We start from the raw sequence: 12,557 nt of genomic DNA, 5'->3' as shown, positions 1-12,557 counted from the left end.
TTCGCTGTTCTCTGCCAACACGGCAAGGGCATGAGGTTTGTCATCAATCATCAGGGCGCCATTCGGCGCCCTGTTTCGTTACAGCAGAAACTCGTGCAGCGCCGGGTCTTTGCGATCCAGATAGTGGGTCGAACGAATACGGCGGATGGTGCGCGACTTGCCGCGGATCAGCAACGTTTCGGTGGTGGCCATGTTGCCCTGGCGGCTGATGCCTTCCAGCAAATCGCCCTTGGTGATGCCGGTGGCGGAGAAGATCACGTTGTCGTTGCGCGCCATCTGATCCAGACGCAGCGCCTGGCCGGCTTCGATACCCATCTCCCGGCAGCGGGCCAACTCCTGTTCGCCGATGCGGCGGTTTTCGGCGCTGTCGCCTTTCACCTCATGACGCGGCAGCAAACGCGCCTGCATGTCACCGTCCAGCGCGCGGATCACCGCGGCTGAGATCACCCCTTCCGGCGCGCCGCCGATGCCGTACATCACATCGACCTCACTTTCCGGCATGCAGGTGAGAATGGAGGCCGCTACGTCGCCGTCAGGAATGGCGAATACTCGCACGCCCAATTGCTGCATCTGCGCGATGACGCCGTCGTGGCGCGGTTTGGCCAATACGATCACCGTCAGCTGCGACAGTGGTTTGCCCAGTCGTTCGGCGACGTTCTGCAGGTTCTCGGCCAATGGCCGGTTGAGATCGATGGCGCCGCGCGCCGCCGGGCCGATCACCAGCTTCTCCATGTACATGTCCGGCGCGTGCAGGAAGGTGCCGCGATCGCCCACCGCCAATACCGCCAGTGCATTGGACTGGCCCATGGCGGTCATGCGGGTGCCTTCGATCGGATCGACCGCGATGTCGACCGCGTCGCCCTGGCCGGTACCGACCTGCTCGCCGATATACAACATCGGCGCTTCGTCGATCTCGCCTTCGCCGATCACGATGCGCCCATCGATATCCACTTTGTTGAGCATGATGCGCATGGCGTGGACCGCCGCGCCGTCGGCGGCGTTCTTGTCGCCGCGCCCCAGCCATTTGTAGCCCGCCAGCGCGGCGGCTTCGGTAACGCGGGAGAATTCGATGGCTAATTCACGTTTCATGGCAAACCTGTCTGTGAGAAAGGGAGGAAAATATCGACAAAGTCTATCACAGCGCGGTGGCGGCAGGGCGGGGCAAAAAAAAGCGCCGCCCGCAGGCAGCGCTTGTTGGCGAAACGGCAGCTTCGGGATTACTCGTGATCTTCCCATGCCTGAGCGCGAGCCACCGCTTTTTTCCAGCCGCTGTAGCGGTAGTTGCGTTCGGTGGTTTCGATGCTTGGGCGGAATTCACGCTCAACCACCGCTTTGCTCTTCACTTCATCCAGATCGTTCCAGTAGCCGATGGCCAGGCCCGCCAGGAACGCCGCGCCCAGCGCCGTCGATTCACGCACTTCAGGGCGTTCTACGCGGGTGCCGAGAATATCGGACTGGAACTGCATCAGGAAGTTGTTGGCGACCGCGCCGCCGTCCACGCGCAGCGATTGCAGGCGGGTGTTGGCGTCGGCCTGCATGGCGTCCAGCACGTCACGGGTCTGGAAGGCGATGGATTCCAGCGTGGCGCGGATGATGTGGTTGCTGTTGGCACCACGGGTCAGGCCGAAGATGGCGCCGCGGGCATACGGATCCCAGTAGGGCGCGCCCAGGCCGGTGAAGGCCGGCACCACATAGACGCCGTTGCTGTCTTTCACCTTGGTGGCGAAATATTCGGAGTCGGCGGCGTCGCTGATCAGTTTCAGCTCGTCGCGCAGCCACTGGATAGACGCACCGCCGATGAACACCGCGCCTTCCAGCGCATAGTTCACTTCGCCGCGTGGGCCGCAGGCGATGGTGGTCAGCAGACCGTTTTTCGAACGCACCGCTTCTTTGCCGGTGTTCATCAGCAGGAAGCAGCCGGTGCCGTAGGTGTTCTTCGCCATGCCCGGTTGAACGCACAGCTGGCCGTACAGTGCCGCCTGCTGGTCACCGGCGATACCGGCGATAGGAATACGCGTGCCGCCCTTACCGCCGATGTTGGTCTGGCCGTACACTTCGGAGGACGGGCGGACTTTCGGCAGCATGGCGCGCGGGATATCCAGCACTTCCAGCATGCGCTCGTCCCAGTCCAGTTCGTGGATGTTGAACATCATGGTGCGTGAGGCGTTGGTGTAATCGGTGACGTGTACGCGCCCCTGGGTCATTTTCCACACCAGCCAGGTATCCACGGTGCCGAACAGCAGTTCGCCGCGCTTGGCGCGCTCGCGGGCGCCTTCGACGTTGTCCAGGATCCACTTCACCTTGGTGCCGGAGAAGTACGGGTCAACCACCAGGCCGGTGTTGTGACGGATGTACTCTTCCAGGCCGTCGCGCTTGAGCTTCTCGCAGATGTCGGCGGTGCGGCGGCACTGCCAAACGATGGCGTTGTAAATCGGCTTGCCGGTCTCTTTTTCCCAGACGATGGTGGTTTCGCGCTGGTTGGTGATGCCGATGCCGGCGATCTGATCGGAATTGATGTCGGCTTTCGCCAGCACTTCTACCAGCGTCGAACTTTGCGACGCCCAGATCTCCATTGGGTCGTGCTCAACCCAGCCGGCCTTTGGATAGATCTGCGGGAATTCGCGCTGCGATACTGCAACGATGTTGGCGTCGTGATCGAGCACGACGGCACGTGAGCTGGTGGTCCCTTGGTCGAGTGCGACAATGTATTTTTTTTCTACAGTCATGGTAATTATCCTGCTGTTGTTAACCGTGTAAAACTGCACCCATCACGCTTTACGCTGCTGGGTCTTGGCGTCAGGCTCTTCTTCCGTCACGCAGACGTCGCACGGCAGGTGGCGGCCAATCAGCGCGCGGTAACCGAAAGCGCCCAGGCCACAGCCGACGATAGGGGCGAAGATCGGCACCAGGAAGTACGGGATGTCGCGTGCGCCGGTGAAGGCGACTTTGCCCCAGCCGGCCAGGTAGGCGAACAGTTTCGGCCCGAAGTCACGCGCCGGGTTCAACGCAAAGCCGGTCAATGGTCCCATGGAGGCGCCGATCACGGCAATCAGAATACCGATCAGCAGCGGCGCCAGCGGGCCGCGCGGAATGCCGTTGCCGTCGTCGGTCAGCGCCAGGATCAGGCACATCAGGATTGCAGCGATCACCATTTCTACCAGGAAGGCCTGGCCGACGGAGATGTGCGCGTTAGGGTAAGTCGAGAAGATGCCGGCCAGTTCGAGGCTTTCGTTGCTGCCGCGCACCATGTGGTGGGCCGCTTCGAAGTCGAAGAACAGATTGTAGTACAGCCCGTAGACCAAGGCCGCGGCGCAGAAGGCGCCGGCGACCTGCGCAATGATGTAAGGCACCACTTTGCGCCCGTCGAAGCAGGCGAACAGCCACAGGGCGAGGGTGACCGCCGGGTTGAGATGCGCACCGGAAATCGCGGCGGTCAGATAGATGGCCATGGCGACGCCCAGGCCCCAAATGATGCTGATTTCCCACTGGCCGAAGCTGGCGCCCGCCAGTTTCAGCGCGGCAACGCAGCCTACGCCAAAGAAGATCAGCAGCGCCGTGCCGAGGAACTCGGCGATGCACTGGCCTTTTAATGTCGGACTGGTGGTTTGGCTCATAATGTTGGTGTCCTGCAAAACGGCGGTTGTTGGTTTATAGGCTCAGCCAGGTATACATCTGACCTATGGGCACAGTTTTTTCATCTCGTCCAATTATTGAATGAGGACGTGATGTAAATTTATCGTTAACGAACATAAACGAGAAATAGCGAAATCAAAATGTGTGTGGCGCGTCATAAAATTGAGCGATTTCGCGTCGTTTAGTGTTCTTTCTGAGCCATAAAAGTGTGATCTGACCAGTGGTTTAGCGAGGGGCGTTAACAACTCGCGGTGGCGGCGATGGGGATTTTCAGTTTTTGCTGATGGCGAGGGCAGGAAAATTGCAACAGACTGCGCGATGATCCGGTATGTTGCTAGACAGGCGGAGACTGGCTACTTACAATCGTTTTTAACGAATCGAGACCGGCGCGCCTTTCGTAACGGCGCGCGTCACTGAGCGCGATGCAATATTCGCAGTAGCTGCAGCCGACGTTGCGGCCGCTACTTATAGATGTACGCCTTGCTATCATGAGGGGACTGAAGCATGTCATTTGAAGTATTTGAGAAACTGGAAGCAAAAGTACAGCAGGCGATTGATACCATCACCTTGTTGCAGATGGAAATTGAAGAGCTGAAAGACAAAAACAACTCTCTGTCGCAGGAAGTTCAGGCTGCCTCCGGCAACCACGAAGCGCTGGTGCGTGAAAACCAACAGCTGAAAGAAGAACAGCACGTATGGCAAGATCGCCTGCGCGCGCTGCTGGGCAAAATGGAAGAGGTTTGATTCCTTACGCCATGCAGCAACGAAAAGGGCGCCTGAGGCGCCCTTTTTCATGTCCGAAAATCACTCGATGTCGAGCGGGTCTTCGGAGAGGATGATGCCGGTATTGTCGGCATACAGGTGGTCGCCTGAGAAGAAGGTGACGCCACCGAAGTTGACGCGGATATCGCTTTCGCCCACGCCTTCGCTTACGGCACCCGCCGGGATCGCCGCCATCGCCTGAATGCCGATGTCGAGCTCTTCCAGATCGTCCACCTGGCGCACCGCGCCGTACACCACGATGCCTTCCCATTCGTTCTGGGCGGCCAGGCGCGCCAGTTCGGCGTTGATCAGCGCCCGGCGTACCGAACCGCCGCCGTCGACCAACAGCACGCGGCCGCGACCGTTTTCTTCAAGCAGATCGAACAACAGGCCGTTATCCTCAAAGCATTTCACCGTGGTGATCTGCCCGCCAAATGAAGTACGCCCGCCAAAATTGGAGAACAGAGGTTCAACAACGTTCACCTCTTCATGATAGATGTCGCAAAGTTCGGAAGTATCGTATTTCATAGGATTTTACGTCTGTTTGCCGCTGGAATGTTCAGTATATCCCTTTATTCGCCCTGTTGGCAAAATCATCAGTTTTTAACTGAGCGCCACGCCGATGGCGAACAGCAGGTTGGCCAGCAACGCCGCTTTGACCATGTGTTCCAGCATCGGCCGCATGCCGACCGGCGTCGGATCGCGCAGCACGCGCAGGCCGTGGCGCACCAGCAGCGGGATCGCCAGCACGAACAGCCAACCCCACGGGCTGTGGAGGTTGAACAGCGTGAACAGCGCGAAACACAGCACCGCGCCGCCGAGCAGCAGGGCGTGGTAAATGCGCGCCTTGTGCGGGCCGAGACGCACTGCCAGCGTATTCTTGCCGTTTTCGCGATCGCTTTCGATATCGCGCAGATTGTTGATGTTGAGCACCGCCGTCGCCAGCAGGCCGCAGGCGGTGGCCGGCAGCATCACGACGCTGTCGAAGGTGTGCGTCTGCAGATAGTAGGTGCCGGCCACGCTCAGCCAGCCGAAGAACACCAGCACCGAGATATCGCCCAGCCCCAAATATCCGTAGGGCTTGTTGCCGACGGTGTAGGTGATGGCCGCCACGATGGACAGCCCGCCCAGCACCAGGAAACCCACCACGTCGCTGGGTTGCTCACAGGCGACGGCGATCAGCGAACAGCCGGCGAGGGCGATCAGCACCACCGTCACCACCAGCGCCCGTTTCATCTGCGCCTGGGTGATCATGCCTTTCTGCATGCCGCGCAATGGCCCGATGCGATCTTCTTTGTCGCTGCCTTTGACCGCATCGCCGTAGTCGTTCGCCAGGTTGGAGAGGATCTGCAGCAGGCCGGCGGTCAACAGCGCCAGGAGCGCTACTTCCGGTTTCAGGCTACCGTGCCAGGCGGCGATTGCCGAGCCGACCACGATGGAGGCAAAGGCCAGCGGCAGGGTGCGGGGGCGTAGACTTTCCAGCCAGGCGGAAATCGGGGTGGTGGAGGTTGATGAGCTCATGTTTCGCTTCTGTGTCCGTTAGAAATAATTGTGGGAGGCAATGCCTCCCACACAGATGACTGACAAGACAATGATTGAGCGATTATAGGATAAAACGACTCAAATCTTCATCCGCCACCAGTTCATCCAGATGACTGCGCACGTAATCCGCATCAATTGTAATGGATTGGCCATTAATTTCACTCGCATCGTAGGAAATATCTTCCATCAGACGCTCCAGCACTGTGTGCAGACGACGCGCGCCGATGTTCTCGGTGCTTTCGTTGACCTGCCACGCGGCTTCGGCGATGCGGCGGATGCCGTCGGCGGTGAACTCGATGTTGACGCCTTCGGTGCCCATCAGCGCTTTGTACTGCTCGGTCAGCGACGCGCTCGGCTCGGTCAGGATGCGCTCGAAGTCTTCGGTGGTCAGCGCCTGCAGCTCAACGCGGATCGGCAGACGGCCCTGCAGTTCCGGGATCAGATCCGACGGATTGGCGGTCTGGAACGCGCCGGAAGCGATGAACAGGATGTGGTCGGTCTTCACCATGCCGTGCTTGGTGGACACGGTGCAGCCTTCCACCAGCGGCAGCAGATCGCGCTGCACGCCTTCGCGCGAGACATCCGGGCCGGAGCTTTGGCCGCCGCGCTTACAGATTTTGTCGATCTCATCGATAAACACGATGCCGTGCTGCTCAACCGCTTCGATCGCCTGCTCTTTCAGCTCTTCCGGATTCACCAGCTTGGCGGCTTCTTCTTCCACCAGCAGCTTGAAGGCTTCTTTGATCTTCAGCTTGCGCGGTTTTTGCTTCTGGCCGCCGAGGTTCTGGAACATCGACTGCAGCTGGTTGGTCATCTCTTCCATGCCAGGAGGCGCCATGATTTCCACGCCCATCGGCGCGGCGGCCAGATCGATTTCGATCTCTTTGTCATCCAGCTGGCCTTCGCGCAGTTTCTTGCGGAATGCCTGGCGGGCGGCGGACGGTTCCTGATTTTCTTCCGGCTGGCCCCAGTTGTTTTTGGCCGGCGGGATCAGCACGTCGAGAATGCGCTCTTCGGCCAACTCTTCGGCGCGGGTGCGGTTTTTCTCGATCGACTGCATGCGCACCATTTTGATGGCGGCATCGGTCAGATCGCGGATGATGGAGTCCACTTCTTTGCCCACATAGCCCACTTCGGTGAACTTGGTGGCTTCAACCTTGATGAACGGCGCGTTGGCCAGCTTCGCCAGACGGCGGGCGATTTCGGTTTTACCGACGCCGGTCGGGCCGATCATCAGAATGTTTTTCGGGGTCACTTCGTGACGCAGCATCTCGTTGAGCTGCATCCGGCGCCAGCGGTTGCGCAGGGCAATGGCGACAGCGCGTTTGGCCTTGTTTTGGCCAATGATATAGCTGTCCAGTTCGCTGACGATCTCGCGCGGGGTCATTTCAGACATGGTATTCGATCCTTACGCTTTGGAAGGCAATTCTTCAATGGTGTGGAAATGGTTGGTGTAAATACAGATGTCGCCGGCGATGTTGAGGGATTTCTCAACGATGTCGCGGGCGCTCAGTTCGGTATTTTCCAACATGGCGCGGGCGGCAGCCTGGGCGTACGGGCCGCCGGAACCGATGGCGATCAGATCGTTTTCCGGCTGCACCACATCGCCGTTGCCGGTGATGATCAGCGAGGCGGTTTCATCGGCGACCGCCAGCAGCGCTTCGAGCTTGCGCAGCATGCGGTCGGTGCGCCAGTCTTTCGCCAGCTCGACGGCGGCTTTCACCAGGTGGCCCTGATGCATTTCCAGTTTGCGTTCAAACAGTTCAAACAGCGTGAAGGCGTCAGCGGTGCCACCGGCGAAACCGGCGATCACTTTGTCGTTATACAGGCGACGCACTTTCTTGACGTTACCCTTCATCACCGTATTACCCAGGGTTGCCTGGCCATCACCACCGATGACGACCTGGCCGTTGCGGCGTACGCTTACAATTGTTGTCACGAGCAGACCCTCGTTAAAGACGGAAAGAAGTCCCCGCAGCGCCTGCTTTCGCAGACGCTACGAGGCATATTGAGAGTATAGATGGGGGGGGATTGACGCTTTTCAACCCCCAACGGAGAGGGGAATGCAACTCGACATGCCGACGCCCTTCAGGCGCGAAAGGGTTTTGTCCGCTGCGGCGCGGCTGCTGTAGGGGCCGAGCACTACGCGATTCCAGCCGCCGCCGGTGGTGATGCGGCTCTCGATGCCCTCGAACGCCAGGCGCGCACGCACGGATTCAGCCTGATCGGTGGCGCGGAACGAACCGCATTGCACCATCCACTTCTGTTTCGATTCCGGTTTGGTGTCCTGCTTGGCCGTTTCCTGTTTCACTTCCGGTTTGGGCTCCGGCTTCGGTTGCGGCTTCGGCTCAGGCTGTTTCACCTGCACCGGTTGCTGGGTGGCCGGCTTCGGCTGCTGGTGCTGCTGCACCGGCGCGGTGGTGGCCCCGTTGTTGAACGGGTTGCGCGGCGGCTGAGTGACCTGCTGCGGTTGCTGTACCGGCTGCTGCTGCATTTGCTGTTGTTGCATCTGCTGCTGCTGGCGATTGCTGCGCGCGTTGGCCTGGCCCGGATCGTTATACGGCACTTCGTTCAACTGCGTCGGGCGCTGCTGCATGTCGGCCTGCATCTGCTCCAGCAGTTGCCGTTGTTCGGCGGTCAGCTGAGTTTTGGAATTGAGCTCGCCGCCTGCCGTCGGTTCGGTCGGGGTTTGTACGCCGATCTGGCGGTTTTCCAGCTCTTTGATATAGCGCCAGCGCTCTTCGGGCTTCGGCGGCAGGCCGTTGCCTGGGCGAGTGGTGTGCGCAGGCAACAACGGCGCGTCTTCCGGCTTGTTGTGCGTAATGAAATAGAGGCCACCGACAAAGACAACCAGCAACGCGACGGCTAACGCCAGCACGGTTTTGGAAACCTTCGGAGAACTGCGTTTTTTACGGCTGGGGGTTTTGCGCTTAGCTCCTGCTGCGCGCCCACGGCTTACATAGTCTTTTTGTGCCACTATTATTCCGCTGTGTCCTGATGAGAGGATAAGTCCGTCATGTTACTGAACCCTAAAATATTTGACTAGCGTTTCGGAGCAGCGGTGCTGCCTCTGATAATCAATTCACTGTCCAATAGCCGGGAGCCGCTGGCCACCGTCTGGCCGTTCAACTGCTCCAGCAGCAGCAACATCGCCTGTTGGCCGATCTGGAAGCGCGGCTGCGCCACCGTGGTCAGCGGCGGATCGCAATACTGCGCCAGCTTGAGGTCGTCAAAGCCGACGATCGACAGATCCTGCGGTACCCGCAACCCCATTTTCTTCGCCTGGGACAGCACGCCGATCGCCATGACGTCGCTGTGGCAGAACACCGCCGTCGGCGGTTTCGGCTGAGCCATCAGCGCCGTCAGCGCTTGCGCGCCGGCTTCGTAGGTAAAATCACCCCGGGTAATATAGCTGCTTTCGACGGTAATGCCATTACGACGTAGCGCTTGAACGTAACCCTGCAGCCGATAATGGCTCAGCGGCATCTGTTCCGGCCCGGCGACGCAGGCGATCTGCCGGTGGCCCAATTGATGCAAATAATGCACGGCTTCAAAGGCGGCGGTCAGGTTGTCGATGTGCACCGTCGGCAGTTCCAGCTCAGGGGCAAACTCGTTGGCCATCACCATCGGCGGCAGGTTGCGCTGCTCTTCCTTGCTGGCGTCAAACGGCAGGTTGGAGCCCAGCAGCAGCATACCGTCGATCTGTTTGGTGATGATCAGATTGACGAAGGTGCGCTCTTGCTGATTTTGCTGCGCGCAGTCGCCGATCAGCACCAGATAACCTTGTTGGGCCGCGGTCTGTTCGATCCCCTGGATCACATCGGCGAAAAACGGATCGCAGATGTCGGGCACGATCACCAGGATGGTGCGGGATTCGTTGCGTTTGATATTGCGTGACAGAGCATGAGGAGAATAACCTACGGCCAGCACGGCCTGTTCCACTTTCTGGCGCGTTGGCGTTGACACCTTTTCCGGGTTCATCAGCGCACGCGATACGGTAGCCGTTGAAACGCCCGCCATTTCGGCGACGTCTTTCATGGTCGCCATGGATAACTCTTTCTTGTGTTCCAACGCCTTTCTCCTTGCGTCAGCCCCATGCCGACGCCACTACTGCTGTTTGCTCACAATGTCCGGCATGCGGTGGCGAGATTGTTGTCATTGAGCGCCACTCGCGTTCGGGCACTCCGTCGCGCTGCGATGTGGCGACAAAATTTGCCCTCGCAGACATTCTAAACAGAATACGCCCCGCCTTTGTTACCTAATTTGCATAAAAAATGTGACCTGAGAAGGTTTTTTAGCGTTCGCTCGCAATTTCAAGGGTAAACGTTTGCACTGCGGCAGCTAAATCGGACTTTTCCGGGATCAGCTGTCGATCGGATCGACATCCAGCGTCCATTTCACCTTGCGTGTTTGCGGCAGGGTGCCGATCAGCGGCAGCGAGCTTTTCATCAGCTGTTGCAGGACGCGCCGCGTCGGGTGCTGCAGCAGCAGCTGCCAGCGGAAACGGCCGCCGCGTTTGGATTGCAGCGCCGGCACCGGGCCCATCACCCACAGCGAATCGTCCTTCAGCGGGCTGGCTTCCAGCAGGTTGCGCAGCTGCTGCAGGAACAGCGGGGCCTGTTGGTTATCGTGATCTTCGGCGCGCACGATGATGTGGCTGGTGTAGGGCGGCAGAAACACGCTGCTGCGCTCCGCCAGCGTCTGTTTGGCGAAGGCGTCGTAACCTTGTTGCAGCAGCACCTGCAATAACGGGTGCTCCGGGTGGTGGGTTTGCAGCAGCACTTCACCCTGTTTGCCCGCTCGGCCCGCGCGCCCGGAGACCTGGGTATAGAGCTGAGCGAAACGCTCGGCGGAGCGGAAGTCGGCGGAGAACAACGCGCCGTCCACGTCCAGCAACGCCACCAGCGTGACGTCGGGAAAATGGTGGCCCTTGGCCAGCATCTGCGTGCCGATCAGAATGCGCGCTTCGCCGCGATGAATATCCGCCAGGTGCTGCTCCAGCGCCCCTTTACGGCTGGTGGTGTCGCGATCGATGCGGGTGATCGGCGTGTCGGGGAACAGCGGCGCCAGCTCCTGCTCCAGCTGCTCGGTGCCGACGCCGACTGATACCAGGTGGGTGGAGCCGCACTGCGGGCATTGGTGCGGCACCGGCCGCTGGCTGTCGCAGTGGTGGCAGCGCAGCTGGCGCTGATGCTGGTGGAAGGTGTAATAGTGATCGCAGCGCTGGCACTCGGCGATCCAGCCGCATTCGTGGCACAACAGCGCCGGGGCATAGCCGCGGCGGTTGAGGAACAGCATCACCTGATTGCCGGCTTTTAAATGGTGCTGCATGCTTTTCAAAAGCGGCTGCGACAGGCCGACCTTCAGCGGCAAACCTTTCAGATCGATCAGATGCTGCGCCGCCGGTTTGGCGTTGCCCGCGCGCTGGGTGAGCTTTAACTGGCGATATTTGCCCAGCTGCACGTTGTGCAGCGTTTCCAGTGCCGGCGTGGCGGAGCCCATCACCATCGGGATGTCCTCTTCCCGGGCGCGAAACACCGCCAGATCGCGGGCATGGTAGCGCCAGCCTTCCTGCTGTTTATAAGAGCTGTCGTGCTCTTCGTCGATGATGATTACGCCCAGTTGCCGGAACGGCGTGAACAGCGCCGAGCGGGTGCCGATGACGATCGCGGCTTCGCCGCTGCGCGCGCGCAGCCAAACCGCCAGCCGTTCGCTGTCGTTCAGTCCGGAGTGCAGCACGTCCACCGGCGCGTTGAAGCGCTCGCGAAAGCGGGCGATGGTTTGTGGCGTCAGGCCGATTTCCGGCACCAGCACCAGCGCCTGCCGGCCTTTGGCCAACACGTTCTCCAGCACGCTGAGATACACCTCGGTCTTGCCGGAGCCGGTGACCCCGGCCAGCAGCCAGGCGGCGAACTGCTCATCCTCGCTTCTGATCGCCCCGACGGCGGTGGCCTGTTCGGTATTCAGCCGCAGCCGCTCGCCAAGCACCGCGAAATTGGGGCGCCAGTCCTGCGTGGCCGCGACCTGAGCACGCAGGTCGATCAGCCCTTTGGCGCGCAGCGCCTGTAGAGCGCTTTCCGTCAGCTCAAGCTGGCTGACTTGATGGCGATAGACCGGGCGTTGCAACAGCGCCGCCAGCGCCTGCTGCTGTTTCGGCGCGCGTTTCAGGCTTTCGGGCGGCGTGGCGCGCCCCTCTTCGGTGGCGAACCACTGCCACAGCGGCGCGGCCTCGGCCGGTTTGCCTTGGCGCAGCAGGATCGGCAGCGCATGGAACAGCACTTCACCGATGGGATAGTGATAGTAATCGCTGGCCCAGCGCAGGATGCGCCACAGGCTGGGAGAGAACAGCGACTCGGTGTCGATCACGCTGTCGATCGGTTTGAGCTTGTCCAGCGGCAGTTCGCTGGTGTCGCTGCAGCCGGTGACGATGCCGATTGCATGCTGCTTGCCCCAGGGCACGCCCACGCGCGCGCCGGCCACCGGCTGCATGCCGGGCGGCAGCAGATAGTCGAAGGTGCGGGCGAGGGGGACCGGCAAAGCAACGTGTACGACGGGCATGATCTCATCCAAATTGAAAAAAAGTGGGCATCAGTTTACACGGCGCATCGGCAAATGTACGG

Annotated in this window: 11 protein-coding genes; 1 reads left to right on the top strand and 10 read right to left on the bottom strand. The window is 60.3% G+C overall.

Annotation, left to right across the window (positions count from 1 at the left end; all coding sequences use genetic code 11):
* Window positions 1-78: 78 nt before the first annotated feature.
* The 3 genes from glpX to ACRAWE_RS23210 all read right to left on the bottom strand — a co-directional run bounded on the left by glpX (window position 79) and on the right by ACRAWE_RS23210 (window position 3,614).
* Entirely contained in the window at window positions 79-1,089 is a 1,011-nt protein-coding gene (gene glpX / locus ACRAWE_RS23220; protein ID WP_432525943.1) for a class II fructose-bisphosphatase, read from the bottom strand.
* Between the two features lie 128 nt (window positions 1,090-1,217).
* Window positions 1,218-2,726, bottom strand: coding sequence for a glycerol kinase GlpK (gene glpK / locus ACRAWE_RS23215; RefSeq protein WP_004931097.1), 1,509 nt, complete (start codon window positions 2,724-2,726; stop codon window positions 1,218-1,220).
* Between the two features lie 42 nt (window positions 2,727-2,768).
* Window positions 2,769-3,614, bottom strand: coding sequence for an MIP/aquaporin family protein (locus ACRAWE_RS23210; protein ID WP_015379417.1), 846 nt, complete (start codon window positions 3,612-3,614; stop codon window positions 2,769-2,771).
* A 523-nt stretch (window positions 3,615-4,137) separates the two neighbouring features.
* Between ACRAWE_RS23210 and zapB the strand changes: the two genes are divergently transcribed.
* Window positions 4,138-4,377 (top strand): septal ring assembly protein ZapB, encoded by a 240-nt coding sequence (gene zapB, locus ACRAWE_RS23205; RefSeq protein ID WP_004931092.1) that lies wholly within the window; start codon window positions 4,138-4,140, stop codon window positions 4,375-4,377.
* 60 nt (window positions 4,378-4,437) lie between these two features.
* Here zapB and rraA read toward each other — a convergent pair whose 3' ends face one another.
* The 7 genes from rraA to priA all read right to left on the bottom strand — a co-directional run bounded on the left by rraA (window position 4,438) and on the right by priA (window position 12,495).
* Window positions 4,438-4,923, bottom strand: coding sequence for a ribonuclease E activity regulator RraA (gene rraA, locus ACRAWE_RS23200; RefSeq protein WP_004931090.1), 486 nt, complete (start codon window positions 4,921-4,923; stop codon window positions 4,438-4,440).
* A gap of 75 nt (window positions 4,924-4,998) precedes the next feature.
* Window positions 4,999-5,916, bottom strand: a complete 918-nt coding sequence (locus ACRAWE_RS23195) for a 1,4-dihydroxy-2-naphthoate polyprenyltransferase (RefSeq protein ID WP_015379416.1) — start codon at window positions 5,914-5,916, stop codon at window positions 4,999-5,001.
* 82 nt (window positions 5,917-5,998) lie between these two features.
* The gene (gene hslU / locus ACRAWE_RS23190; protein ID WP_004931086.1) at window positions 5,999-7,333 is read right to left on the bottom strand and encodes an HslU--HslV peptidase ATPase subunit; all 1,335 of its coding nucleotides are present in this window, start codon (window positions 7,331-7,333) and stop codon (window positions 5,999-6,001) included.
* A gap of 12 nt (window positions 7,334-7,345) precedes the next feature.
* Complete coding sequence (hslV, locus tag ACRAWE_RS23185) at window positions 7,346-7,876, bottom strand: ATP-dependent protease subunit HslV (protein ID WP_004931085.1); 531 nt, start codon at window positions 7,874-7,876, stop codon at window positions 7,346-7,348.
* A gap of 102 nt (window positions 7,877-7,978) precedes the next feature.
* Window positions 7,979-8,914 carry a cell division protein FtsN gene (ftsN, locus tag ACRAWE_RS23180; RefSeq protein WP_432525942.1) on the bottom strand — a complete coding sequence of 312 codons (936 nt, stop codon included), beginning with the start codon at window positions 8,912-8,914 and terminating at the stop codon, window positions 7,979-7,981.
* A 65-nt stretch (window positions 8,915-8,979) separates the two neighbouring features.
* Window positions 8,980-10,008: a DNA-binding transcriptional regulator CytR gene (gene cytR / locus ACRAWE_RS23175; RefSeq protein WP_004931082.1), complete on the bottom strand. Its 1,029-nt coding sequence runs from the start codon at window positions 10,006-10,008 to the stop codon at window positions 8,980-8,982.
* 291 nt (window positions 10,009-10,299) lie between these two features.
* Window positions 10,300-12,495 carry a primosomal protein N' gene (priA, locus tag ACRAWE_RS23170; RefSeq protein ID WP_432525941.1) on the bottom strand — a complete coding sequence of 732 codons (2,196 nt, stop codon included), beginning with the start codon at window positions 12,493-12,495 and terminating at the stop codon, window positions 10,300-10,302.
* Between the last annotated feature and the right edge of the window lie 62 nt (window positions 12,496-12,557).

This window comes from Serratia sp. BFP-2025, assembly GCF_050880365.1.
In the GTDB taxonomy this organism is placed as follows: Bacteria; Pseudomonadota; Gammaproteobacteria; order Enterobacterales; family Enterobacteriaceae; genus Serratia; species Serratia surfactantfaciens.
The sequence above is the reverse complement of the archived record's forward strand: the minus strand, read 5'-3'. Positions and strand labels throughout refer to the sequence as shown.

What these genes read in the sequence shown, in the direction of transcription:
- glpX (WP_432525943.1), bottom strand. Translation starts at nt 1,089, where the DNA reads ATGAAACGTGAATTAGCCATCGAATTCTCCCGCGTTACCGAAGCCGCC.
- rraA (WP_004931090.1), bottom strand. Translation starts at nt 4,923, where the DNA reads ATGAAATACGATACTTCCGAACTTTGCGACATCTATCATGAAGAGGTG.
- ACRAWE_RS23195 (WP_015379416.1), bottom strand. Translation starts at nt 5,916, where the DNA reads ATGAGCTCATCAACCTCCACCACCCCGATTTCCGCCTGGCTGGAAAGT.
- priA (WP_432525941.1), bottom strand. Translation starts at nt 12,495, where the DNA reads ATGCCCGTCGTACACGTTGCTTTGCCGGTCCCCCTCGCCCGCACCTTC.
- ACRAWE_RS23210 (WP_015379417.1), bottom strand. Translation starts at nt 3,614, where the DNA reads ATGAGCCAAACCACCAGTCCGACATTAAAAGGCCAGTGCATCGCCGAG.
- zapB (WP_004931092.1), top strand. Translation starts at nt 4,138, where the DNA reads ATGTCATTTGAAGTATTTGAGAAACTGGAAGCAAAAGTACAGCAGGCG.
- hslU (WP_004931086.1), bottom strand. Translation starts at nt 7,333, where the DNA reads ATGTCTGAAATGACCCCGCGCGAGATCGTCAGCGAACTGGACAGCTAT.
- glpK (WP_004931097.1), bottom strand. Translation starts at nt 2,726, where the DNA reads ATGACTGTAGAAAAAAAATACATTGTCGCACTCGACCAAGGGACCACC.